This window comes from Saccharopolyspora kobensis (genome assembly GCF_900108315.1).
GTDB classification, from domain to species: Bacteria; Actinomycetota; Actinomycetes; order Mycobacteriales; family Pseudonocardiaceae; genus Saccharopolyspora; species Saccharopolyspora kobensis.
Genome location: NZ_FNVB01000005.1, coordinates 152978 through 176766, shown reverse-complemented (window position 1 = coordinate 176766; position 23789 = coordinate 152978). Strand labels below are relative to the sequence as shown.

The window sequence follows — 23789 nt, the reverse complement described above, 5'->3', positions numbered from 1 at the left end:
GTGGAACCAGTGTTGACCGTGCGCGGTCTGCGCAAGACCTTCACGCTGCACACCATCGACGGCCGCACCGCGGTCTCGCTGCGCGGCGTGGACCTCGACGTGCACGCCGGCGAGCACGTGGCCATCGCCGGGCCGAGCGGCGCGGGCAAGTCCAGCCTGCTGCGCTGCACCCAGCGCAGCTACCTGCCCGACGCCGGTTCGGTGGTGCTGCACACCGACGACGGGCCGGTGGACCTCGTCGGCCTGCCCGACCGAACCCTCGCCCGCCTGCGCGGCAGGCAGCTCGGCTACGTCTCGCAGTTCCTCTCCGCCCCGCCGCGCACCGGGCCGCTGGAGGTCGTCGCGGCAGCGGCCCGCCGCCGCGGCCTGGACCGGGCCGAGGCGCGCGACGCCGCCGCGGAGTCGCTGCGCCGCCTGGCCTTGGACGAGGCGCTGTGGGACGTGGACTGCGGGGTCCTGTCGGGCGGCGAGCGGCAGCGGGTCAACCTCGCCGCGGGCACCGTCCGGCCGCCCCGGCTGTTGCTGCTGGACGAGCCGGTCTCGGCGCTGGACCCGGCAAACCGCGAGCGAGCGCTGGAGCTGATCGCCTCCCTGACCGACCGGGGCGTGGCGGTGCTGGCGGTGTTCCACGACCTCGACGCGATCCGTCGCCTGGCAACCCGCGTGGTGGAGATGGCCGACGGCCGCATCGTCCGCTCCGGCACGGCCGAGGAGGTGCTGGCGGCGTGAGAGGTGCGGTGTCAACCCCAGTTCCGTTCAACGGGACCCCAGGGGGCCGTGACGCAACCCAGCCGCAAGGAACCGCGAAACGCGAGACCGGGCTGGACGCAACCACCGCTGTGAATCGCGGAGAGGCGGGACTGGGAGCATGAGCAGCGCAATTGAGTTCAAGAGCTGGTCGTTGGCCGCCACGCCGCAGGACTACGTGCTCGGGCACGTGCGCGCGGTGCTGCCGGACCGGGTCACCGATGACAGCCGGATCGTGGTGCGCGATGGGCGGATCGAGGCGGTGGAGGATCACCCGGCCGGTGCGCCGTGCGACGTCGACGGCGGCGGATCGCTGTGCATCCCCGGGCTGATCGACGTGCACAGCGACGCGCTGGAGCGGGAGCGCATGCCCCGGCCTTCCGCCGTGCTGCCCTGGGATTTCGCGCTGCTGTCGCTGGAGGGCAAGCTGCGCGCGGCGGCCGTCACGACGGTGTTCCACGGCGCGGCGTTCCAGCACAAGACCTCGCGCGGGACGGAGCGCACGGTCGGCGGCGCTGCGGAGCTCTGCGAGACCGTGCGCGCCAGGGGGGCGGGGCCGGTGGACCACCGCGTGCTGTACCGCCTGGACGTGCGGTCGGCGGAAGGTGCGAAAGCGCTGGCCGCGGAGCTGGCCGTCGCGGACCGCGGTGCGCTGGTGTCGCACGAGGACCACACGCCCGGCATCGGCCAGTACGTCGACCGGCGGCAGCTGGAGCGCTACCTCGTCGGCGCCGACGGCTTGACGCCGGAGGAGGCCGAGCAGCACGTCACCGACATGATCGCCGAGCGCGGTGAGCTGCTCGACGTGCGCGAGGACAACCTCGCCTGGCTCGGTGAACTCGCCAGGGCAGGCGAGATCCGGCTGCTCGGCCACGATCCGGAGTCGGCGGAGGAGATCGGCGCGCTGTGCACCAGGGGCGGTGCGGTGGCGGAGTTCCCCACCACCACGGCGGCGGCGGTCGCGGCGCGCGAGCACGGGCTGCCGGTCGTCGCGGGCGCCCCGAACGTCCTACGTGGACACTCGCACGCCGGGAACGTCTCGGCCCGCGAGCTCGTCTGCCGCGGCCTGGTCACCGCGCTGGCCTCGGACTACCTGCCGTCGGGCCTGCTGGGCGCGGTGTTCCGGCTGGTCGACGACCTCGGGCTGCCCGCCGCGATCGCCCTGGTGACCGCCGGTCCGGCCGAGGTCGCGGGCCTGGACGACCGCGGCCGCCTGGAACCGGGCCTCCGCGCCGATCTGGCGCTCGTCGGCCCCAGCGGCCGGTGGCCGCAGGTCCGCGCCGTCCTGCCGGGAGCTGCGGCGTGATCGGGTGGTCGGTACCGGACCCGCAGATCCCCACCGCGGCGCACGCGGTCCTCGCGTCGGCGGCCAAGGCGGCGTCGGCCGCCTTCCGCGACGCACGGGCCCGCTTCGACCGGAAGCAGCTCGCCGAGACGTCGTCGACCGGAGCCGACGGCACCGCATCGATGCGGCTGGACCTGCTGGTGGAGGCGGCGATCGCCGAAGTCGCCGAAGCGCACCGGATCAACCTGCTCAGCGAGGAGGTCGGCTTCGTCGACAACGGCTCCGCGGTGACCCTGGTGGCCGATCCGGTGGACGGCACGGCCAACGCGGCTTCCGGAGTGCCGCTCTCGGCGTTCTCCGGCGCGATCGTGGTCGACGGCCGGCCGGTGGAGGCGCTGACCAGCTGGCTGGACACCGGCCGCTGCTGGCACGCGGTGGCCGGGCAGAGCGCGGAGTTGCGCACCAGCGGGCGGAAAGCGCTCGACGGCGCGGCGGTCAGCCTGCTGCGCCCGCACGAGCGCAGCGCGGACGCGTGGTGGCGGGTGGCGAAGCGGGCGGCGCGGGTGCGGGTCCTGTCCACGACGTGCTTGGAAGCGATGCTGGTCGCGGAGGGCTCGACGGACGCCTTCGCCGATGCGGACTCCGACACCCACCGCATCGTCGACCTGGTGGCGGCGATGGTCGTCCTGCCCGGAGCGGGTGGCGCGGTCCTCGACGTCCACGGCCGGCCGCTGGAGATCGACCCGGACCTCCGCCGCCGCTGGTCCGGAGTCGTGGCGGCGACCCCGGAACTCGCCGAAGAGCTCGCCGCCACCATCAGGGGCCAGGTTTCCGCAGGTCAAGGCCCGTGAGCGGTTTCGGGGGCCATAGCACCCCAAAGCACTCACGGGTCCCCACCTGCGGAAATGGTGCCGACGAGGTTCAGCCGAGTTCGCGGAGCTGATCAGGGGCGCACCCCGGGAGAACCCTGATGCCCGTGGTACCCGGATCGCGAAGACTGGATCACGTCGGCGGCCGCGGAGCGGCGGCCGGCGCGATCCGAACTCATCACGAGAAGGAGAGTGCGTGGCTTTCACGCAGGAGAGCAGTGCCTCGATGCCCGAGGGCGCCCGTGCCACTGTGCAGGTGACGCCCAACCCGACGACCGAACGAGGTCAGCAGGTGACGATCACCGGGCACTGCGGCGGCGGTACCGGGCTGCGGGCCGTCGTCAGCGGTGTCGACGGGCGACCGGTCCTGGAGGACGTCGAGATCATCGAGTCCGGCCCCGATCGGTTCGAGGCCAGGGCGAAGCTCCGCGAGACGGTCGGCAACGGGGTCGGACCCGTGCTGGTCGACTGCGGCGGCGAGGCGGGCGTGACCCTGCTCGTCACCCACGTGACGAGCAACCCCGCCTGACACCAGCACGAACGCAACCACTGCGGCGGCGACAGCGAGGGCGGACTTCGCCGCCGCTCCGGTTCCCGGGGGTCTGCGAGCGCGGTGGACGCGGTTCCGGTCGAAGTCGAGGGCCTGATCTCCACTGGAATCGCGGGGAAAGGCGCGGTGCTCGCTCGGGGGATGGACGAGGGCACCCGCGACCAGGTCGCGGGTGCCCTCGGTTCGTCATGCCCTGCGGGCCGCGGCGGCTTCCAGGGCCCTGCGGACCAGGACCTTCGCCAGGTGCTTGCGGTAGTCCGCCGTCGCGCTCGCCTGGTCCGGCGGGGAGGTGTCCTCCGCCGCTCGCTCCGCGGCCTCGGCCGGGCTCGCCCCGCTCGCCAGCGCCTCTTCGACGCCGCGCGCCCGCATCGGCGCCGGGCCCATGTTCACCAGCGCCACGCGGTCGCCCGCGACGGCCACGCCGACCACCGCCCAGTCGATCGCGCGCTTGGTGAACTTCTGGAAGTCCCAGCCCTGCGCGAAGTTCTTCGCCACCCTGATCTCCACCAGCAGCTCGTCCTCGCCGAGCGCCGTTTCGAAGAAGTCGGTGAAGAACTCCGTCGCCGGGATCTCCCGCCTGCCCGACGGGCCCTGCGCGACGAGCACCGCGTCCAGCGCGAGCGCCACCGCGGGCAGGTCCGATGCCGGGTCGCCGTGCACCAGCGAACCGCCGATGGTGCCGCGGTGGCGGACCTGCGGGTCGCCGATGGTGCCCGCCGCGTGCGCCAGCAGCGGAACCTCCCGCGCCAGCAGCTCCGAGTGCTCCAGGTCGTGGTGCCGGGTCAGCGCGCCGATGCGGATCTCGTCACCGTCCTCGCGCACGTAGGACAGCTCGCGCAGACCGCCGAGGTCGATCAGCACCTCCGGCACCGCCAGCCGCAGCTTCATCAGCGGCAGCAGCGAATGCCCGCCTGCCAGCAACTTCGCGTCGTCGCCGTGCTCGGCGAGCAGGCTCAGCGCCTCCTCGACGGAACCGGCCTTCTTGTAGGTGAACGCGGCGGGGATCATTCCGCGGCCCCCTGCTTCTCCTCGGCCGCCGACAGCACGGCCTCGACGATGTTGTGGTATCCGGTGCAGCGGCAGAGGTTGCCCTCCAGCCCGGCGCGCACCTCGGCCTCGGTCGGGTTCGGGTTCTCCTCGACCAGCGACACCGAGGCCATCACCATGCCCGGGGTGCAGAACCCGCACTGCAGGCCGTGCTTTCGCTGGAAGGCCCGCTGCATCGGGTGCAGCTCGTCGCCGTCGGCGAGGCCCTCGATGGTGGTCACCTGGTGGCCGTCGGCCTGCGCGGCCAGCACCGTGCACGACTTCACCGATTCGCCGTCGAGCAGCACCGTGCACGCCCCGCAGGACGTGGTGTCGCACCCGATGTTGGTGCCGGTCAGCCCGCAGTCGTCCCGCAGGTACTGGACGAGCAGGGTGCGGTCCTCGACCTCGTGGCTGCGCTGCTCGCCGTTGACGTTGATCGAAACTTGCACGAAACGAACTCCTAAGAACCTGTCACGGATCCTGGTCTTCGGTCATTGAAGCGGCTGGCCCACCTGTGGCGCCGCCGCTGCGGGTTCTCGGCGTCCGCCTGGCGAGGACGGCCCGGCCGCCGTGCATCGGTCATGCATCAGGCCGGGCATCCGGAGTCCAGGCGGGCGCTGAGGTTCCGCTACCCGCACCGCTTCGCAAAACGAGTTCGGAGGCGGTTTTATGCCTCGTTGATCGCCCGCCACACCCGTTCAGGTGTGGTCGGCATGTCGATGTGCCGGACGCCGAGGTGGGCCACCGCGTCCACCACCGCGTTCTGCACCGCGGGCGTGGCACCGATGGTGCCCGCTTCGCCGATCCCCTTCACGCCCAACGGGTTGAGCGTCGTGGGAGTTTCCATCGTGAGCAGCTCGAAGCTGGGCAGCTCGGCCGCGGTGATGAAGGCGTACTCGGCGAGGCTGGCGTTCAGCGGGTTGCCGTCGGCGTCGTAGGTGATCTCCTCCAGCAGCGCCTGCGCGGCGCCCTGGGCGATGCCGCCGTGGCGCTGGCCCTCGGTGAGGACCGGGTTGAGGATCGTCCCGGCGTCGTCGACCGTCACGTGCCGGAGGTAGTCCACCTTGCCGGTCTCGGTGTCCACTTCGACCACCGCGAGGTGCGAGCCGAACGGGAAGGTCGGCCGGTCCTCGGTGAACCGGACGTCGGCGGCCAGCCCGTCCTCGGCCTTCGCCGCCAGTTCCGCCCACGACAGCGCGACGTTCGGCGTGCCGCGCACCTGCCACTTGCCCTCCGCCAGCTCCAGGTCGGCCTCGTCGATCTCGATCAGCTCCGCGGCCAGCTTGCGGGCCTTCTCCTTGACGTCGACCGCGGCGCGGTGCACCGCCGATCCGCCCAGCTGCAGCGATCGCGAGCCCATCGTGCCCACGCCTTCGGGGATCAGGTCGGTGTCGCCGTGCACGACCTCGATCTTGTCCAGGTCGATGCCCAGCTGGTCGGACACCAGCATCGCGTAGGAGGTCCAGTGGCCCTGCCCGTGCGGAGAGCTGCCGGTGAGCACCAGGACGCTGCCGTCCGGGCGGACCTCCACGTGCCCGGTCTCGCCCTCGGTGTTGTTCGGCGCGGTGATCTCCACGTAGCTGGCCAGCCCGATGCCCAGCTGCCGGGTGGCGCCCTCGGCCCGGCGCTTGGCCTGCTCCTCGCGCAGCGCCGGGTAGTCGGCGGCCTCCAGCACCGCGTCCAAACCCTTGACGTACTCGCCGGTGTCGTAGGTCATCCCGCCCGGCGTCTTGTACGGGAACTGCTCCGGCCGCACCAGGTTCCGCCGCCGCACCTCGGCCGGGTCGACGCCGATCTCGGCGGCGAACAGGTCCATCGCGCGCTCGACGGCCGCGGTCGCCTCCGGCCGCCCCGCGCCGCGGTAGGCGCCGATCGGCGTGGTGTTGGTGACCACCGCCCGCGCCCTCGACTGCACCTTCGGGATGTCGTAGACGCCGCTGACCATGAACCGGGTGAACAGCGGCAGGAAAGCGCCCATCCGCGGGTAGGCGCCGACGTCCTGCACGATGTCGAGCTGGTAGGCCAGCACCGTCCCGTCGCGGCGCCCGCCGATGGTCACCACCTGCCGCTGCGCGCGGCCGTGGGTCATCGCGACCAGGTTCTCGCTGCGGCTCTCCACCCACTTGACCGGCCTGCCGACGCGCTTGGCCAGGAACGCCAGCAGCGCGGCCTCCTGCTCGACGCCGATCTTCGCGCCGAACCCGCCGCCGACGTCGGGCGTGATCACCCGGACCTGCTCGCGCGGCAGCCCGAGGTTGTCCATCAGCGCGTCGCGGCAGCTCTGCGCGTTCTGGTTGGACAGCCACAGGGTGACCTTGTCGCCGTTCCACGCGCAGGCCGCGGTGCGCACCTCCAGCGGCGCGGCGGCCACCCGCTGGTTCTCGATCTGCTTGCGGACCACGACCTCGCAGTCGTCGAACAGCGAATCGGCCAGCTCGCCGCTGGTGCCGGTGGTGTTGGTGCCGGCCTCGGGGAACAGCAGGACCTCGTCGCGCAGGGCGTCGTCGACGTCCACGACGGCGTCCAGCGGGTCGTAGTCGACCGAGACCGCCTCGACGGCGTCCTCGCCCTGGGCGCGGGTCTCGGTGACGACCGCGACCACCGGCTCCCCGACGTAGCGCACCACCTCGCGGGCGAGGTGCGGGCGCTCCATCGCCGCCGGTGGTGGACCGCTGATGCCGCCGTCCGGCGGGAACGCCGGGAGGTCGACGTCCGCACCGGTGAACACGCCGAGCACGCCCGGCAGGGCGCTGGCCTCGGAGGTGTCGATCTCGGTGATCCTGGCGTGCGCCAGCGGGCTGCGCACGAAGGCCACGTGCAGCGCGCCGGTCAGCTCGGGCTCGCGCAGGTCGTCGACGTAGGTCCCGCCGGCGGTGAGAAGGCGCGGGTCTTCGCGGCGTTCGACCCTGGTGCCGAGAATGCTCAATGCTGCCTCGCAGACGAACGATCAGTTTCGGGAACCGGCCAGTGAGTCTGCTGGTGCGAATGCTGATCCACAAGACTCGACAGCGCTCGATCGGCGGTCTGGTCCCGGTCGAAGACCTGCGCCGCATCGCGGACGGTGCGCAGCGCGGCTTCGCGCGATCCTGCGCCCTCGGGCATCAGCAGCACGCGGCCGACGCCCAGCACCGACACCCGTTCGGCCAGCCGCCGGCGGCATTCGGCGACGTCGCCCGCGATGTGGCAGCCGACCAGCCGCGCGGCTCCGGCGAGGGCCTGCTCCTCGGTCGGCCGCGGCCGCTCGACCAGCGGCTTGCCGGCTTCCGCGATCCGCAGCTCGGTTTCCGCGATGCCGGTGGTCAGCAGCTGCTCGGCGGTGGCGGTGTCGTCGGCGATGGCGAAGTACGAGGAGTCGATGTTGTCCTGCGGCTCGACCCGGTGGCCGTGCTCGGCGACCGCGGCGGCGTGCGCGTCGAGCACGGCCCGCTTGGTCGCCAGGTCGATGAACGGGCTGAGCAGCACGGGAACTCCGTGCCTGCCCGCCAGCCGCGCGGATTCGGGCGATCCGGAGGCCAGCACGAACGGGGTCCGGCGCGCCGGCGGCTCCGGGGTGATCGCGACCTCGTCGAACCGGTAGCGCTCGCCGCCGCCCTTCGCCCGGCCCTGCCGCAGCGCCTGCTCGAGCAGTGCCACGGGCTCGCTGATGTCGCGGAACCCGGCCATCCCGGTGCCCAAGATCTCCTGGTCGACCAGCGGCTGGCCGCGTCCGACGCCGAGCGTGAAGCGGTCGCCGGAGAGGTGCTGGAGCACCGCGGCCTGCTCGGCGAGCGCGACCGGGTGGTGGTTGGGCAGCACGCACACCGCGGTGCCGACGTGCAGTTCCGTCCGGCCGAGCAGGAAACCCGCCATCGCCAGCGCGGCGGAGTTCAGCGCCCGGGGGTTGAAGTGGTGCTCGGTCGTCCACAGCTCGTCCCAGCCGTGCCGTTCGGCCTCCCGCGCGTGGTCGAGCGCCCATTCGAAGGCCTCGCGGTCGCTCGCGGTGCCGAACGAGTCGGTGAACAGGACGAGTCCGTGCTGCGTGCGCATGATCGTCTCCTAATTTTCGTCTGCAATACGAAAATTAGCAGGGGAGTGCTCGGGGCGTCGAGGGACTGGTCTACGTTGAGGGCGTGACCAAGCCAAACGCCCCGCGCCGCCGCGGCAGGCCGCCGAAGCTGACCCGCGAAGCGGTGCTCGCGGCAGCGCTGGAGGTGCTCGACGAGTCGGGCCACGACGGGCTCACCATGCGGGCGGTGGCCGAGCGGCTCGGCGTCGGGAAGATGAGCCTCTACCACCACGTGGCCGACCGCGCGGAGCTGGAACGGCTGGTCATCGAGCGCCTGCTGGCGGAGCTGGACGTCCCGGACGTCGCCCTGCCCTGGCGCGAGCGGATCAGCGCGCTGGCGCGCAGCGTCCGGTCGCTGGTGATCCGCCACCCCAACGCGACGCCGCTGGTCGCGCTCCGGGAGTACAGCGACCCGGCGTCGCTGCGGCTGCCGGAAGCGGTGATGCTCGCGCTGCGCGACGCGGGGCTGAGCGGTGTCGCGCTCGTGGGCGGGTCGAGGCTGGTCTTCAGCTATGCGATCGGCTTCGCGCAGATCGACCTGATCGCGCGGGAGGACGGCGGCGACGCGGTCTCGCCGATGGCGTCCCTGCCGGAGGCGGAGTTCCCGAACATCGTGGCCGGCGCGCGGCTCACCCGCGGGCTGAGCTTCGACGACCAGTTCGAGCTGGGCCTGCAGCCGCTGCTGGCGGGGCTGGCCGCGATGGCGGCGGACTGAAGGCCCCGGCCGGGGGAACCTCGCCGAGATCGGCTGTGTGGCACTTGTCACACTTTGCCGTTCGGGGCAGAGTCGTGGCCGTAAGGAGCCCCTCCTAGGCGGAAGAGGTGTTCGCCGATGGCCACGACCACCGAACTTGCCGAGCTCCAACGCCTGCTGGCGCAGCTGCGCAGCAGCGTCGGAACCCTGCGCACCCGCTACGGCGACGCCCCGGCCGTGCGTCGCCTGCACAACGACGTGGAACGCCTCGACATCGACCTCGCCGATCTCGCCGGGGCCCTGCCCGCGCAGCGGCGGGGGAGCGCGTCCGAGGAGGTCGTGATGGTGCCCGACACGCCGTACGACCCCTCGCTGTGGCGCGACGCCGACGACGAGGGCCTGGGTGGCCAGGCGAACCAGTGACCCAACTGGTTGCACCGGTTTGGGGCCTACCTGACGCGCACCCGGCTGATCCAGAATGAGCGTCCTCAGAGTCTGTTGGTGGTGCGTTGCTCGGGTCGTCGCGTGGCGGAACCTGAGTGCTTCCCTGGACCCCGGGTGCCCCTCCTGAAGCACGGCGGAGGGGCCGTCCTCGCCAGGAAACCACTCAGAACCCGCGAGTGGTCGACCTGCGTGCGTACTCCGAGCGGCTGACGCCGCTGCTAAAGGCGCGGACGGGATGCGCCGACAGATTCTTAGGTGAGCACCGCCGGACAAACCACGACAACGAGGTCTGCGAATGTCCGCTCCCCCCACTGCCACCGGCCGGGCACGGATCTCCGTGCGAACCCTGCGCACCGACCGGTGGTGGCTGCCCCCGCTGATCACCTTCCTCGCGCTGCTGGCCTTCGTGGTCTACGGCGTGATCCGCACCTTCATGAACCAGTGGTACTGGGTTCCGGAGTACCACTACCTGGCGCCGTTCTACTCGCCGTGCCTGTCGGCCGCCTGCGTGCCGGGCGCCAGCCACTGGGGGCAGCCGGCCCCGGACCTGGGACCGTTCGTGCCGCCGCCGATCTTCGTGCTGCCGTTCGTCCTCGGCTTCCGGCTGACCTGCTACTACTACCGGAAGGCCTACTACCGGTCGTTCTGGGCGTCGCCGCCCGCCTGCGCGGTGGGTGAGCCGCACCGCCGCTACACCGGCGAGACCCGCTTCCCGCTGATCATGCAGAACGTGCACCGCTACTTCTTCTACGCGGCGCTGCTCGTGGCGGCGGTGCTCACCTACGACATGGCGATCGCCTTCCGCGGTGCCGACGGCGGCTTCGGCATCGGTCTCGGCAGCCTGCTGATGGTGGTCAACGTGGTGCTGCTGTGGGCCTACACGCTGTCCTGCCACTCCTGCCGGCACCTGATCGGCGGCCGGATCAACCACTTCTCGAAGCACCCGGTGCGCTACTGGTTCTGGACCAAGATCACCTGGCTCAACGGCAAGCACATGCTCCTGGCCTGGGCCTCGCTGGTCTCCGTGGCCCTCGTGGACCTCTACGTGATGCTGATCGCCAGCGGCGCGTTCCCCGACCCCAGGTTGTTCAACTAGCGGCTATTTCGAAGGTGGTTTGCGTAGCGGTGCGAGCAGCGGAACCTCAGCGGTCTTCTCACTCCGGGATCCCCGACTCGTGCATGCCCGGTGCACGGCGCTGGGGCTGTCCTCGCGAGAAGACCGCGGAGAACCCGCGGCGGTGCAAGCTGAGTCCCTCACTGCAAGCGGCAGCCGCCGCTTACAACGAACGGTAGGACGATGGTGGAGATCGAACGGCACGAGTACGACGTCGTCGTGATCGGCGCCGGTGGCGCAGGCCTGCGCGCGGCGATCGAGACCCGGGAGCAGGGCTTGCGCACCGCCGTGGTGTGCAAGTCGTTGTTCGGCAAGGCGCACACGGTGATGGCCGAGGGCGGCATCGCGGCGTCGATGGGCAACGTCAACTCCCGCGACGGCTGGCAGGTGCACTTCCGCGACACGATGCGCGGCGGGAAGTTCCTGAACAACTGGCGGATGGCGGAGCTGCACGCCACGGAAGCCCCGCAGCGGGTGTGGGAGCTGGAGACCTACGGCGCGCTGTTCGACCGCACCCCGGACGGCCGGATCAGCCAGCGCAACTTCGGCGGCCACGAGTACCCGCGGCTCGCGCACGTCGGCGACCGCACCGGCCTGGAGCTGATCCGCACGCTGCAGCAGAAGGTCGTCTCGCTGCAGCAGGAGGACCACGCGGAGTCCGGCGACTACGAGTCCCGGATCAAGGTGTTCCAGGAGTGCACGGTCACCGAGCTGCTCAAGGACGACGGCCGGATCGCGGGCGCGTTCGGCTACTGGCGGGAATCCGGGCGGTTCGTGCTGTTCGAGGCGCCCGCGGTGATCGTGGCGACCGGTGGCATCGGCAAGTCGTTCAAGGTCACCTCGAACTCCTGGGAGTACACCGGCGACGGCCACGCGCTGGCGATGCGCGCCGGTGCGTCGCTGATCAACATGGAGTTCGTCCAGTTCCACCCGACGGGCATGGTCTGGCCGCCGAGCGTGAAGGGCATCCTGGTCACCGAGTCGGTGCGCGGCGACGGCGGAGTGCTGCGCAACTCCGAGGGCCGGCGGTTCATGTTCGACTACATCCCCGAGGTGTTCAAGGACAACTACGCCGACAACGAGGCGGAAGCCGACCGCTGGTACGACAACCCGGACGACAACCGCCGCCCGCCCGAGCTGCTGCCCCGCGACGAGGTGGCGCGCGCGATCAACAACGAGGTCAAGGAGGGCCGCGGCTCCGAGCACGGCGGCGTGTTCCTGGACGTCTCGACCCGGCTGCCCGCGGAGAAGATCACCCAGCGGTTGCCGTCGATGTACCACCAGTTCAAGGAACTGGCCGATGTGGACATCACCGCGGAACCGATGGAGGTCGGCCCGACCTGCCACTACGTGATGGGCGGCGTGGAGGTGGACCCGGACACCGCGGCATCGCGGGTGCCGGGCCTGTTCGCGGCGGGCGAGGTGGCAGGCGGGATGCACGGGTCCAACCGCCTGGGCGGCAACTCGCTGTCCGACCTGCTGGTCTTCGGCCGCCGGGCGGGCAGCGGCGCCGCCGCGTACGTCTCCGCGCTGGGCATCCGCCCGAGCATCTCACCATCCGATGTGGACGAAGCCGCGCAGCGCGCGCAAGACCCGTTCACCGCATCGGCCGAGCCGGTGGGCGAGAACCCCTACGCGCTGCACGCCGAACTCCAGCAGGTGATGAACGACCTGGTCGGGATCATCCGCCGCGGCGAGGAGATGCGCCAGGCGCTGGAGCGGTTGCACGATCTGAAGGCCCGCGCGCAACGCCTCGCGGTGGAGGGCAACCGCCAGTTCAACCCGGGCTGGCACCTGGCCCTCGACCTGCGGAACATGCTGCTGGTCAGCGAATGCGTGGCGCGCGCGGCGCTGCTGCGCACCGAGAGCCGCGGCGGCCACACCCGCGACGACCACCCGGCGATGGACGCGAAGTGGCGCCGCAAGCTGCTGGTGTGCGAGCTGGTGGCCGACCGCGTCGAGGTGACCGAGCAGCCGCAACCGCCGATGCGCGGCGACCTCCTGGAGCTCTTCAAGCTGGAGGAGCTGCGCAAGTACTACACCGAGGAAGAGCTCGCGGAAGTCCAGGTTGGAGAGATCTGATGGGATATCAGGCGCACTTCCGGGTGTGGCGCGGTGCGGACGACGGCAGGCTGCGCGACTACACGGTGGAGGTCAACGAGGGCGAGGTGGTGCTCGACATCATCCACCGCCTGCAGGCCACCCAGTGCCCGGACATGGCGGTCCGGTGGAACTGCAAGGCGGGCAAGTGCGGCTCCTGCTCGGCGGAGATCAACGGCCGCCCCCGCCTGATGTGCATGACCCGCATGTCCACCTTCGACCGCGCCGAGACGATCACGGTCACGCCGATGCGCACGTTCCCGCTGGTCAAAGACCTGGTGACGGACGTTTCGTACAACTACACCAAGGCCCGCGAGGTCCCGTCGTTCAAGCCGCCCGCGGACCTGGCGCCGGGCGAGTACCGGATGCAGCAGGTGGACGTCCAGCGCTCGCAGGAGTTCCGCAAGTGCATCGAGTGCTTCCTCTGCCAGAACACCTGCCACGTGATCCGCGACCACGACGACAACAAGCAGTCCTTCTCCGGCCCCCGCTTCCTGATGCGGGTGGCGGAACTGGAGATGCACCCCCTCGACGAAGCGGAGCACCGCCCGGAAGAAGCCCGCGGTGACCACGGCCTGGGCTTCTGCAACATCACGAAGTGCTGCACGGACGTCTGCCCGGAGAACATCCAGATCACCGACAACGCCCTGATCCCCCTGAAGGAGCGCCTGGCGGACCGCCGCTACGACCCGATCCTCCGCCTGTTCAGGCGAAAGCAGGACTGATCTACCAGGCAACCGTCAGTGGCGCTCTCCGGGCAGAGCATGTGCCAGGCGTTCGATCATCTCGTCGGTTATGGGCTGGAGGTGAGCCAGCGAGTTGCGCACGTCCAATAAGCTGAACAGCAGTTCGTTGTCCGCCTGGGTGAGACGGACTCTCCTGCTCGAGATCGCCCAGGCCATGGCTCCGAGTTCCAGCACTGTCCTGCGGGGCTGAGCCGGTGCGGACTTGCGCGGTCCTTCTTGCTGGGTCACGTCGGTCAGCACGGCTTGCGAAGCTCTCTTGCGGAAGCTCATCTCGATTTGTCCGCGGTACTCGTCCACGATGGGCATCAGGGCTCTGTTCTGACCTCGCCAGATCAAGGTGTTCAACCCGATACCGTCCCGCTTCGGGCGATTCGCAGCGGGGCTGACCCGGAGCTGGTGTTCCCACAAATCGGCCATTGCGAGACGCCACAGCGGACGCAGCTCGTGCGGTGGCCGGTTGCCACTGTGACCTCGCTGAACGCCCACGTGGTGACATTCTCCGGTGAGATCGCGTGTGGCAGCCTCTATCTCGTCGCCGAGAGAAGAGATCAGACCGTCCCAGGAGACCGCCAGATGTTCGGCCAGCCACAGGTCAGGGCCGGCGACTTCGGTGATCACATCGAGAGCCACGATCTCGCGCAACGAACTTGCATGAGAGATCTTGCCGCTGAACTTAGGGCGTGCGGAGGCAACGACGACTGCGGTATCGAGTCTGCCGACCGCTCCCCACCACCACCGGACTCGGGTGGTCATCTGGTCGAGGCGGTCCAATGCCGTGCGGGGAAGGTCGTTTTCTCGGGTCGCCAGCAAGATGCGCGGGCGATGCTCGGGCTGCAGTCCCTCTTCCTTCACCAACGAAGTCAGCCGGGTCAGCACGCTGGCCAGGGAGTCTCGATCCTGTTCCCGCCAACCACGCACCACGAGCACTTTGCCGTGCAGCAGTGGTTCGGCGACGATGGCGTGGATCTCATCGGAATACGCCTTCGTCTGCAGGCCGAGCAGCTGAACGATCCGCTCCGCCACCGACGTCGTCCGTGGTGCCACCGCAACTGTTGATGATGAGGTCGGAGCGTCGAATCCGGCCAGGCCGCTGAACGTGTCCTGTGCCCACGCCGGAAGATCGTTCGTCGGGCGAGCGGTGAGAGTGGGGACGACAGCGTGTGCCCTCCCACCGCCATCGCACTGTGTCTCCTCTGGAGCAGGAATATGCACGCTGTCGTGGGCGATGGCGAGTTCGTCGAGCAGATCGTCGGCGAAGCCGTTCTTCACGAACTCGTCCGGTATGAGCCACACGCAGCTCATACCGTTGTCCAGAACAGCGCTGATCGACTCCAAGTGCTTGCGAGGGCCAGGGAGCGTCAGCAGGCTCCACGGCTTGCTCATGACGTACCGCGGAGCGACTGCAGACAGCGGTGCACCACCATGTCCACGGCCACACCGTCCTCGTACTCGTCGAGCACACCGAGCATCGACAGGTGATCCAGCAGCGCCTGGCTGGAGCCCCGATCAGTCTCCAGAGCCGCGTCTACGTCTTCCGGCGGAACAATCTCACCGGGCTGGAAGTACTCCACCCAGTTCTCCAGCCGGCGGATGAGGTTCTCATCGAGACCGCACGATGCGAGGTGGGCGTGGTAGGCCGCGGAGTCGCTGAGATTCTTCTCCGCCCGCTGCACCGCGCTTTTCAAGGTCAAACCCCCGTTTATGACCCACGAAATCGTTCGCTCGACCAGTTCCGGCCAGCCACCGGTGGCCTTGATCAGGAGTTCCCGCGTTTCGGGGACGTCGAACGGGCATTCGGGCCAGCTCCGCACGCTCCTGGCGGTCCACCGCTCCAGACGTACCGGCTCGGTGTCGGCCTTGCCGGCCGCGGTCGGTGCGACGGTGGGTGTGGCGAGAAGCACCGCCGAGACGTTCTGCGGCGACGTCTTCTTTACGAGCCTGTCGACGAGCCATCCGGAAACCGAATCGACCTCCGCCAGCGGCATCTTCAGCGCATCGACGATGATGATCGTCGGGGAGCTTCGCCGACGCACGGCATCGGTCACGGCCTTCTTCAGCTCTTTGTCGGAGCTGACCTTCTCGACCCGAGTACCGCGCATCTCCGCGTAGTTCTGGATCGCGTCCGGCACCCGATTGATCCCCAGCGCCGTGCTTCCGGTGATCACGGAGATTCCGGAGTTGAAGGTGAGGTCGTGGAGCTGGCCATCGGTCAGCGGGCTGTGGAATTCGCGGCCGTGCTCGTCGCAGGCCAGCAGCCGACGGGCTTCCCGGGGGTTGTACTCGTAGGGCCGGTCGAAGTCGGTTTCCGCGAGCTCCCGCTCCAAGTCCGCTTTGGTGCCCAGCATGTTGATGACGTTGGGACTCCGCACGGTGTACCGCTTTTTTTGTGGAAGCCGGCTCAGCAGTCCGAGCCCGACCATCTCATCCAGGTAGATGCTCACCTGCGAGGCGGTGAGCTCGACGAACCCGGCGTGCCAGCGACGTCGAGCCTCTTCGAGGAGTTCCTCGGGACCGTAGTCGGTGCCGAAGGAGTCGTTCAGGCTGAACAGCGCGATCACCAGGGTGAGCACACGGTAGCGGTCGTCGAGATTGATCGTAATGCGGAGGCGTTCTGCGATCCTGCTGCGTACCCAGTCGCTCGCGGCCACGGCCTCGACATCGTCCTCGGTCACCAGGACCGGCACCGATTGGCTGCGTCCCCGCCTGCGGTGGAGCGTGCGGACCAGCTCCTCGCAGAAGATCTGGATCAAGCTCGCCTGGTAGTTGGTGGCCGACAGCAGACGCCAGACCAATTCCGGGCGTTCGAACCGGTAGCCCAGCGCGGCCATCGGGTCGACCACCAGTTTGCGGGCGTCCAGTGGCTTGAGCGGACCGATGAGGATTTCGGGACCACCGTGCACGAGCGGAACGTTGGAGATGTGGCCGAAGCGCTGAACCTGGTGCAATCCGGCGAAGACGACCTTGAACCGGCGTTCGGTGGACTCCATGAGTTCCTTGAGTCCCAGCACGTTCCTGAAGTGTGAGATCCCGCCCGGAGTCGATTCACCGCGGGAGTCCGCGGTCAGGAACGCGTCTGCTTCGTCCGCCAGCATGAGAAGCCGCCGCCTGGGGCTCTCGGCCAGCCACGCTTTGACGTTGTTGATGATGGTGTCCGGCGGAGCCTCATCGGACACCTTGGGGCCGAGGACTCCGCAGTTCTTGAGTTCGATCGTCAGCGCTCGCCAGATCCGGGAAGCCGGCTCGGCTTCACCGATTCCTTTGGCCTTCAAGTCCAGGTAGATCGAGCGCCTGGTGTCGCCGTTGTGGAATGTGGAGTGAACACGTCGCAGCAGTGCCGATTTGCCGAGCTGCCTGCCGCCGTAGACGAAGAGCCCGCCGTCGGGATCGGTGACCTGGTACATCTCCGTTTCGCGACCGACGAAGACCTCCGGCGGGACCAAGCCGGCAACGAAGGGTTTGTACGGTTCGAAGATCGTCCACGGCAGGGTGATGCGTTGTGTTGCCCGCCATGAGCTCGGCCTCTTCGCCGCAATCCAGCCGAACGCCGCCGGGTCTACTACGAGGGCCTTCGCCTTACTGTCCGCGGCGTTGGCGGCGATTTCCTGCCTGGTCGTTGAATCCATGGCGTGCGGGTACAGCACGATGTTGGCACGCGAGGTGTCTTCCGGGTCGAGGACGTTGAGAAGTGACCGGCCACGGCGCTCGTCGAGCACGACGGTGACCGTGTATTCGACGGCCGAAGAACCGAGATCCGAAATGTAGGAACCGTCGTTCGGAGTGGCGCTGACGCGGTACACGCGGAAGCCACGTCGCGCGCGCGGCTGGACCGCGTTGGGACGAGCGGCGCAGTTCACCCCGAGCGTGTGGAGGATGTTCCGCACGTTGTCCGCGAGGTTGCTCCTGGCCCGGGCGGTCGGGTCGGTCAGGAAGTCCCATGCTTCGATCCCGATCTTCGCCTGGTTTGTCAGCGGCGTGTCCGGTTCGGCCAGCTCAGCCCAACGATGCACGCTCGTGTGCGGTGTGTCGAGCTTGTTCCTGAATCCTTCCTCGAGGAACTGGGTGAACACGCTGAGGTCTTCGGTGCCCGGGTCGAAGTTGTCCGGGAGCGACTTCCCTTCCAGAGCGAAGGAGAGGAATTCGGTCGCGGTGACGGTGTCACCTTCTTCGAGCAGGCCGCGGATGCGCAGACGATCTGCATCGGACATCTGGAGGGTGTCCAGCTGGGCGTCGAGCTCGTCGATGCGGGCCTGCTGCAGGTTCGTCAGCTCGCCGACCAGGTTGGCCAGGTGCCGTGACGCCGCGTGGTAGTCGTCGTCGCTTACCGTGGTGAGTGCTTCGATCCGCCCGCTGACAGTGCTGTCGTCGCTCTGGGTCAGCAGGTTCTGAGCGCGCACCCGGTCGAACAGGTCGCGGGCCTCGACCACCGCTTTGCGATGCCGCGCAATCCAATCCTGCCTTGCGGCGTTGATGTTCTGCTGAAGGCGTGCGCCGTCCGCCTCCATTCCCCAGTAGTTGTGCTCGTGGAGTTCGAGGATGCGAGTCGCTCTGCGCAGGTCTCCGCGCTTGCAGTACGCCGCGACGGCCTCTGTGATGTCGAACGGTCGGGTCAGTCGAGCGAGTACCGCCGAGGTGGCCGGGTGGGTGGGATCGGGACGTCCATCGGCTGCCCATGGCAGGTCGGTGAGCGGAAGAAGGACATCCGTGGTCGGCTCGGTCGAGCTACCGTCATCGGTCAGAGTCAGCTGGCGGCCCAGCGAAGCAGGCGCAGATGTGTTGCTGGGATCGGCCAGCCAATCCCGCAGCAGCTTCACCGCGCTGCCTGCCATGCCTGGTGGGGTCGGTTGCTCCTGCAAGGCGGTGACCGCGCGCCTAAGTGCATCGCCGACGGCCAGGTCCTTTGAACCCGCGGACCCGATCCGCGCGCTGACCGCGTGCGCTTCCCGTACCAGAGCGGCGACCTCGTCGACGGCCCTTTGGAGTCCGCGTCGCGCCCCAGCGATGATGGGTTCTCGCGTCTGCTTGGGCGTGCGAACTGCAGCATCGGCGGCTTCGATCAGCTCATCGGCCACGTCGTGCCCGGTGAAACTTTCCAGTGCCGACGTGAGTTGCTCGTTGCTCCCTGTACCGTTTGACCAGGCGATCACCGCTTGGAGACCGTTGTCCAGGGGTTGGCCTTCTCGAACCAGCCGCTGCAGCACCCGGGTTCCTCGTTGGTAGAGGTTCTTCCGGTGCGGGAGGTCTGCCGCCAGGCTGGCGGCGCGTCTTCCCAGTTCCGTTCGGATCTCATCGGTGTCGGCCGTAAGAGGTACGCCGACCGTCGGTTCGATCCGGTACTGAACCCGGGTCGCTCGGATTGCAGTTTTGAGCAGTTCGTGCCACGGAGTGGGGAGTATGCCGAGCGTCGGTTCCAGCTGGGCGAGCATTTGCGGTCCCCATCCAGCGACCAACCCTGCGCGGAGCAGACTGGTGGTGGCGAGTACGGCGGCGTCGGTGTCACGGCCGAGTTCTTGACCGTTCAGCGCGAATGAACCCAGTACAGCAGTCGCGTCTTCGCTGTTGTGAGCGTTGTAGGCAGCGGTGGCGAAACTCAGGACGGCGCTGCGACGATCCGGCTCAGCCGACATCGCAGTGACCCAGTATGCCTCGGCGAGCCGGCCGGACTCCACCAGCGCAACTGCCACCGGCGGCGTTCCCTCCTCCCACGGGGAGTCGAGCGGTGACTCCTCCGCGGAGCCCGTTTCGGCCTCGGCCTCGGCCTCGGCCTCGGCCTCGGCCTCCGGTTCCGGTTCCGGTTCCGGTTCCGTGACAGCATCCACAACGGGAGTGCGGGAACAAGTAGTGGATTCCGGTTGTTCCGGATCAGCCTCATGGTCGACGACCGGCTGTTCCTCATCAGCTGCTAGCGCGTCGTCGTTCTGGTCGCTTGACGGGTGACTGACTTCAGGCACTGCATCAGTGCAAACGGTGTGTTCTTCTGCGAGGGAGGCGAGCAATTCGTCCAACTGCCGCTGGTATTTGGCCCGAATATCTGGCAATCCGGGGACTGGATTGTTCGCGATCAGATCGTCGACGCCGGATATCGACCGCTTGAGCTCGTCGATCCTTTTGGCCACTTGCTGACGCCGCGCGTGTTCCTTGTCTGCAAGATCGGAACGCCACACCGCGAGTTGTTGCTCGACAGCGTCGAAACCGGATGCGGAACACGTTCGGTCGTACTTCGCCAGCTCTGCTGCCAGGTTTTCAAGCTGCTCGTCATAGCTGGTCAGCAGCGCGTTCAACCCTGCGGGGATAGCACGTCCGACTTCAACGTCACCAGCGGTTGCGCGCAGGCGGGTCGCGAGAGTACCCGCGAGTTCTTGGAGCTTGGTCAGGCCTTCCGTCAGCTGGTCGAGCGCTGCCGCATCGATGCCGGGTGGATTGGCATCCATTGCGTGGTCGGGGATTTCAGTGCCTCCGCTCGGTCCCGCGAGCGGGCGGTGATGGGAACCCGGCTTCTCCGTCGGTGCGGGAACCTTTTTCGGGATTGCTGCTTGCAGGGCTTTCTCCAGCGCCCCATGGTGTTCCCTGGCCAATTGGCTGGCCGGCTGGTCCGACAGCAGAAGTGCGTAGAGCCCGAGCAAGCCGATAGGACGCCCCAGCGTGGTCAGCATCTCGGTGAGTCGTTCGAGATCGGGTTCCTTGACGTTCTTCGGTGGCCACCCGTATTGCTCGACGAGCAGGTCCGCAACAGCAGGAACTGCGCTCGCGATGACGAACTCGAGCTCCTTCCCGGAAGCCCGCTGAGCCCATATTCGACATGCCGCTTGGACTCGGGCCGTTGCCGGAGCCCACTTCGGTACCGTGGGCAGCTTCGCGGCGGAGCGTAACCGGTCGCATACCGTGAGCACGGTGCCTAACTCGTCTTCGTTGAGCGAAACTAGCCACTTTCGTACCTGCTCCGTCAGTCCGGTCACGCAAAGTGAGTTTGCCAGCCGTTCGTTCGTGGTTCACGTCACTTGATCGAGTTCAACCGAATTTCGCCCGAGTGGAGTAATGGTCGGGTGTGCGTGGACCTGAGGCCGCGCCTTCTGCGTCGCATCTTCACCCGTTGCGCCGCAGCGCGGAGAGCTTGCTGGAAGCTGCATGGTCCTGAACCGAGCTTGGCGGGTTTCTCGGCTGGGGAGGACCAATGAGCTACCAAGTTTTTGTCGGAGAACTGCGGAAGGCGTCGGGCGTAAGATTCTCGGTGGTTGGACAAGCTGGGAAACGCGGCTCGGCGCGATCGGGGAGAAGATCAGCTGGCGCTGTCCAGCACCACGGCGGTGTCGAGCGCTGGCCGTAGCTGGATGGACACGAGCTCACCGCATCCGGAAAGCGCAGGGGGCAGGGTGACGCGGCGCGGGCGGCGGAGGCCCGGCACGGTGCCCTCGGGCAGAACCTGCGCGAACTCATTGGTTGCGGTGGTGCGGCGAGCTCTCATCGCCAACGTGGGAGCGGTCGAAGCGGCTCAGCGGCCGCTGGCCGAGATCGATGCGCTGGCGAGCAGCTTCGGTTCCGCATCCTCGACGACGGCCGGATCGAAGACCTCGACAAGGTCGTGGTCGGTGGTCCCGGCGATCGGCTGGATGATGAGGACTGGGTTTGGGATTCGAAGGATCGGGTTGGGCTGGCCCTGTGGGCCGGCGCGTCCGGGTGGGTGCTTTCGTCGTGCGGGTCCATGGTGGTGGGCCCGGCGCTGCCAGCTAGAGGCTGTGGGGGCGTGAGTGAATAGCGGTGTTCTGGCACCGTTTTGCGCGCACGATCTCTGCGCAGCTGTGTCGGCTTCACCCGGCTCGGCGGGTGGCTGGTTCGGCTTGGCGCGCTACCGAGCCGCCGAGCTGTGTGGGGCAGGGCTTGACGGGGCTCCCCGAGACGTCGGGCGAGCGGTGCCTAGGTGGTGGCGGGTGTGGTGGTGCGGAGTTCGGTTGGTGTTCACCTGGGGTTGGGCGAAATTCGCATCGGGGGCTTTGCGGGCTCGGTGTTAATTGTGTGAATAGGGGATCTCGGGGTGTTGTCCGCCGCGTAAAAATTACTGGTGGGGAGTTCTTGAATCGGTTTTCCGGTCCGCTGTGGACAGTTCCGATAAGACTGGCGGGTTTTGGTCAGGGTGCTGATGCCTTGTGCCCTGGTCGTTATCTTCGGGGCTGACCGGGTCGAATTCTCAAGCACTGGAAGTGGCGCGGGCGAGTCGGGAGGTGCGGGCGTGCAGCGAACCCCTGCTGGGGTGACGACGTGGCGTCTCACCTGCTGTTTCATCGACTTTCCCGGATTGGTGGGCGGGCATCGTGGCTCTCGGGGACGACGTCCGTCCGCTGCTGAACCCTGATTCTCGTGCAGATGTCGGTCAACGCCGACCGCTGGAGATGCTCATTCCCAACGGTTTCCGGTTCGCCGGTAGATCCATTGTGGATTCTTCGGTGGCCGGGTGTTCCTGGCGATGGCGGCCAGAGGAAGTGCGGCGGACGTGCAGCAGGTTCTCGTGGCATTCGACGGATTCGCGCCCGTGGTGACTGTTCTGCTCCCGCTCTCGCTGGCGGTGGGAATGGGATCCGCGGTGGCGCGCGCAGTGGCTCGCAGCGGCCCCGACCCGCGGGAGCCGCTGCTCGACGGGGCGCTCGCGTACTCGGCGCTCTGCGTCGGATACCTGGTCTTCCTCCCGCAGCCGCCTGCGGCCGAACCCGTGCGACCCAGCCTCGGCAAGGACGTGTCGATGGCGCTGACGGCCGGCCCGGGCGATGTGCTGCCCTGGGTCCAGCTGGCCGGGAACGTGCTCCTGCTGGTGCCGCTGGCGGTGCTGGCGCCGCAGCGGCTGCCGTGGTTCGACAGCGTCGTCAAGATCGCCTTCGCCGGGCTGCTGCTGTCGGTGTCGATCGAGCTGATCCAGTTCCTGGCCGTGCCCGGGCGGGTCGCGGCGACCGACGACGTCGTGTGCAACACGATCGGCGCGGCCGTCGGCGGGATCCTGGCGCGGCTGCCGCACTGGGTCGGAAGCCGCCCGCAGCACAGCGCCTCCGGCCGCGCAGGCCAGACGGTGTGGGTGCTGATCGCCAAGGTCGAGCAGGAGCGCGGAGTGCTCAGCCAGCAGCGATCACGATGAGCCCCGGTGGCCGGGGGAGCTTTCCGCGTCAGACACCCCCGGCCACCGGTTCCACCATCCGAAGTGGACTGTCAGCGCTGGATCTTCTCGTTGCGCTCGCTGAGGGAACGGCCGAGCGCGGCCACTTCCTGCTCCATCTTCGGGATCAGGCGGCGCACGGTCGGCCGCATCAGGAACTCGACGAGCCGGGACGACGGGACGTTGCGCAGCCAGTGCATCAGCGCGATCGCGCGCGGCACGTACACCCGGCGGGCTCGTCGCTCGACGCCGTCGGCGAAGGCCTTGGCGCAGTCCTCCACGCTCGTGGTGGCGCGCATCGGCCAGGGCAGGCGCTTGCGCATCATCTCGAAGGCGCTCAGGTCGTGCGCCACGTCGCGCACCATGTCGGTGTCGATCCACGACGGGTGCGCGCTGCCCACGCCCACGCCCAGGTGCATGACCTCGGTGCGCAGCGCGCAGGCGAGTGCTTCCGCGCCGGACTTGCTCGCGGTGTAGGCGGCCATGCCGCCGATCGGCGTGAAGGCCGACAGCGACGAGACCACCAGCAGGTAGCCGCGGCGCTCGATCAGGTGCGGCAGGGCCGCGCGGGCGGTGTGGAAGACGCCGTTGATGTTGACGTCGATGGTCTTGGTGAACGCGCTCGGGTCGCTCTTGCGGACGGTTCCGATGGGAGCGATCCCGGCGTTGGCGATGACCGCGTCGATGCGCCCGAGCTGCTCGGCGGCGGCATCCACGGCGGCCTTGATCGAGTCGCCGTCGGTGACGTCGGCCTCGGCCCAGAAGTGGCCGTCGCCGAGCTCCGCCGCGACGGCGGCGAGCTCGTCGGGCTCCAGGCCGATCAGGGCGAGCCGTGCGCCGCGGCGGGCCAGCTCCCGGGCGGTCTGCGCGCCGATCCCCCGCGCGGCACCGGTGATCAGGACGACCTTGCCGGACACGTTCGGCATGAGCACTCCCTCGGTCGACGTTATCTACTCGACAGTAGGCTACTCATAGTAGGTTCCGCCGGAGCGCTGCGGAAGAGGCGGATTCCGCGGGCTTGACCCTCCAGTCG

At 68.7% G+C, this 23789-nt stretch carries 17 protein-coding genes; 10 read left to right on the top strand and 7 right to left on the bottom strand.

Features of this window, described 5'->3' with window-relative positions:
• The 4 genes from C4T78_RS17660 (at position 1) to C4T78_RS17645 (ending at position 3430) form a co-directional block, all read left to right on the top strand.
• Positions 1-729 carry an ATP-binding cassette domain-containing protein gene (locus tag C4T78_RS17660; protein ID WP_093348970.1) on the top strand — a complete coding sequence of 243 codons (729 nt, stop codon included), beginning with the start codon at positions 1-3 and terminating at the stop codon, positions 727-729.
• Between the two features lie 139 nt (positions 730-868).
• Positions 869-2053 carry an alpha-D-ribose 1-methylphosphonate 5-triphosphate diphosphatase gene (locus C4T78_RS17655; RefSeq protein ID WP_093348967.1) on the top strand — a complete coding sequence of 395 codons (1185 nt, stop codon included), beginning with the start codon at positions 869-871 and terminating at the stop codon, positions 2051-2053.
• Positions 2050-2883, top strand: a complete 834-nt coding sequence (locus tag C4T78_RS17650; RefSeq protein WP_177247472.1) for an inositol monophosphatase family protein — start codon at positions 2050-2052, stop codon at positions 2881-2883. The genes C4T78_RS17655 and C4T78_RS17650 overlap by 4 nt, the downstream gene beginning before the upstream one ends.
• A 214-nt stretch (positions 2884-3097) precedes the next feature.
• Positions 3098-3430 carry a hypothetical protein gene (locus C4T78_RS17645; RefSeq protein WP_177247471.1) on the top strand — a complete coding sequence of 111 codons (333 nt, stop codon included), beginning with the start codon at positions 3098-3100 and terminating at the stop codon, positions 3428-3430.
• A 207-nt stretch (positions 3431-3637) separates the two neighbouring features.
• Here the strand turns inward: C4T78_RS17645 and C4T78_RS17640 are convergent, their stop codons facing one another.
• The 4 genes from C4T78_RS17640 to C4T78_RS17625 all read right to left on the bottom strand — a co-directional run bounded on the left by C4T78_RS17640 (position 3638) and on the right by C4T78_RS17625 (position 8506).
• Positions 3638-4459, bottom strand: coding sequence for an FAD binding domain-containing protein (locus C4T78_RS17640; RefSeq protein WP_093348962.1), 822 nt, complete (start codon positions 4457-4459; stop codon positions 3638-3640).
• Positions 4456-4929: a (2Fe-2S)-binding protein gene (locus tag C4T78_RS17635; protein WP_093348959.1), complete on the bottom strand. Its 474-nt coding sequence runs from the start codon at positions 4927-4929 to the stop codon at positions 4456-4458. Before C4T78_RS17635 ends, C4T78_RS17640 begins: the two co-directional genes overlap by 4 nt.
• 218 nt (positions 4930-5147) lie before the next feature.
• Complete coding sequence (locus C4T78_RS17630; protein ID WP_093348956.1) at positions 5148-7406, bottom strand: xanthine dehydrogenase family protein molybdopterin-binding subunit; 2259 nt, start codon at positions 7404-7406, stop codon at positions 5148-5150.
• Complete coding sequence (locus tag C4T78_RS17625) at positions 7403-8506, bottom strand: LLM class flavin-dependent oxidoreductase (RefSeq protein ID WP_093348954.1); 1104 nt, start codon at positions 8504-8506, stop codon at positions 7403-7405. The genes C4T78_RS17630 and C4T78_RS17625 overlap by 4 nt, the downstream gene beginning before the upstream one ends.
• Before the next feature lie 83 nt (positions 8507-8589).
• On the opposite strand from C4T78_RS17625, the gene C4T78_RS17620 reads away from it, so the two are divergent.
• The 5 genes from C4T78_RS17620 to C4T78_RS17600 all read left to right on the top strand — a co-directional run bounded on the left by C4T78_RS17620 (position 8590) and on the right by C4T78_RS17600 (position 13602).
• Positions 8590-9240 carry a TetR/AcrR family transcriptional regulator gene (locus C4T78_RS17620; RefSeq protein WP_093348951.1) on the top strand — a complete coding sequence of 217 codons (651 nt, stop codon included), beginning with the start codon at positions 8590-8592 and terminating at the stop codon, positions 9238-9240.
• A 117-nt stretch (positions 9241-9357) separates the two neighbouring features.
• Positions 9358-9642 (top strand): Rv0250c family protein, encoded by a 285-nt coding sequence (locus C4T78_RS17615; protein WP_093348950.1) that lies wholly within the window; start codon positions 9358-9360, stop codon positions 9640-9642.
• 316 nt (positions 9643-9958) lie between these two features.
• Complete coding sequence (gene sdhC / locus C4T78_RS17610) at positions 9959-10759, top strand: succinate dehydrogenase subunit SdhC (RefSeq protein WP_093348947.1); 801 nt, start codon at positions 9959-9961, stop codon at positions 10757-10759.
• A 201-nt stretch (positions 10760-10960) separates the two neighbouring features.
• A complete protein-coding gene (locus C4T78_RS17605; RefSeq protein ID WP_093348944.1) occupies positions 10961-12859 on the top strand; it encodes a fumarate reductase/succinate dehydrogenase flavoprotein subunit in 1899 nt (632 codons plus the stop codon).
• On the top strand, positions 12859-13602 hold the full coding sequence (locus C4T78_RS17600; RefSeq protein ID WP_093348942.1) for a succinate dehydrogenase/fumarate reductase iron-sulfur subunit: 744 nt from the start codon (positions 12859-12861) through the stop codon (positions 13600-13602). Before C4T78_RS17605 ends, C4T78_RS17600 begins: the two co-directional genes overlap by 1 nt.
• A gap of 15 nt (positions 13603-13617) precedes the next feature.
• On the opposite strand, the gene C4T78_RS17595 is transcribed toward C4T78_RS17600, so the two are convergent.
• The gene (locus C4T78_RS17595) at positions 13618-15006 is read right to left on the bottom strand and encodes a hypothetical protein (protein WP_093348939.1); all 1389 of its coding nucleotides are present in this window, start codon (positions 15004-15006) and stop codon (positions 13618-13620) included.
• Positions 15003-20576: a hypothetical protein gene (locus C4T78_RS36070; RefSeq protein ID WP_143185758.1), complete on the bottom strand. Its 5574-nt coding sequence runs from the start codon at positions 20574-20576 to the stop codon at positions 15003-15005. Before C4T78_RS36070 ends, C4T78_RS17595 begins: the two co-directional genes overlap by 4 nt.
• A gap of 1571 nt (positions 20577-22147) precedes the next feature.
• Between C4T78_RS36070 and C4T78_RS17575 the strand changes: the two genes are divergently transcribed.
• Positions 22148-22738 (top strand): VanZ family protein, encoded by a 591-nt coding sequence (locus C4T78_RS17575; protein WP_235863232.1) that lies wholly within the window; start codon positions 22148-22150, stop codon positions 22736-22738.
• A 71-nt stretch (positions 22739-22809) separates the two neighbouring features.
• Here C4T78_RS17575 and C4T78_RS17570 read toward each other — a convergent pair whose 3' ends face one another.
• Positions 22810-23682, bottom strand: a complete 873-nt coding sequence (locus tag C4T78_RS17570; protein ID WP_093160984.1) for an SDR family oxidoreductase — start codon at positions 23680-23682, stop codon at positions 22810-22812.
• Positions 23683-23789: the final 107 nt, after the last annotated feature.

What these genes read in the sequence shown, in the direction of transcription:
- C4T78_RS17600 (WP_093348942.1), top strand. Translation starts at nt 12,859, where the DNA reads ATGGGATATCAGGCGCACTTCCGGGTGTGGCGCGGTGCGGACGACGGC.
- C4T78_RS17615 (WP_093348950.1), top strand. Translation starts at nt 9,358, where the DNA reads ATGGCCACGACCACCGAACTTGCCGAGCTCCAACGCCTGCTGGCGCAG.
- C4T78_RS17625 (WP_093348954.1), bottom strand. Translation starts at nt 8,506, where the DNA reads ATGCGCACGCAGCACGGACTCGTCCTGTTCACCGACTCGTTCGGCACC.
- C4T78_RS17570 (WP_093160984.1), bottom strand. Translation starts at nt 23,682, where the DNA reads ATGCCGAACGTGTCCGGCAAGGTCGTCCTGATCACCGGTGCCGCGCGG.
- C4T78_RS17605 (WP_093348944.1), top strand. Translation starts at nt 10,961, where the DNA reads ATGGTGGAGATCGAACGGCACGAGTACGACGTCGTCGTGATCGGCGCC.
- C4T78_RS17655 (WP_093348967.1), top strand. Translation starts at nt 869, where the DNA reads ATGAGCAGCGCAATTGAGTTCAAGAGCTGGTCGTTGGCCGCCACGCCG.
- sdhC (WP_093348947.1), top strand. Translation starts at nt 9,959, where the DNA reads ATGTCCGCTCCCCCCACTGCCACCGGCCGGGCACGGATCTCCGTGCGA.
- C4T78_RS17595 (WP_093348939.1), bottom strand. Translation starts at nt 15,006, where the DNA reads ATGAGCAAGCCGTGGAGCCTGCTGACGCTCCCTGGCCCTCGCAAGCAC.
- C4T78_RS17640 (WP_093348962.1), bottom strand. Translation starts at nt 4,459, where the DNA reads ATGATCCCCGCCGCGTTCACCTACAAGAAGGCCGGTTCCGTCGAGGAG.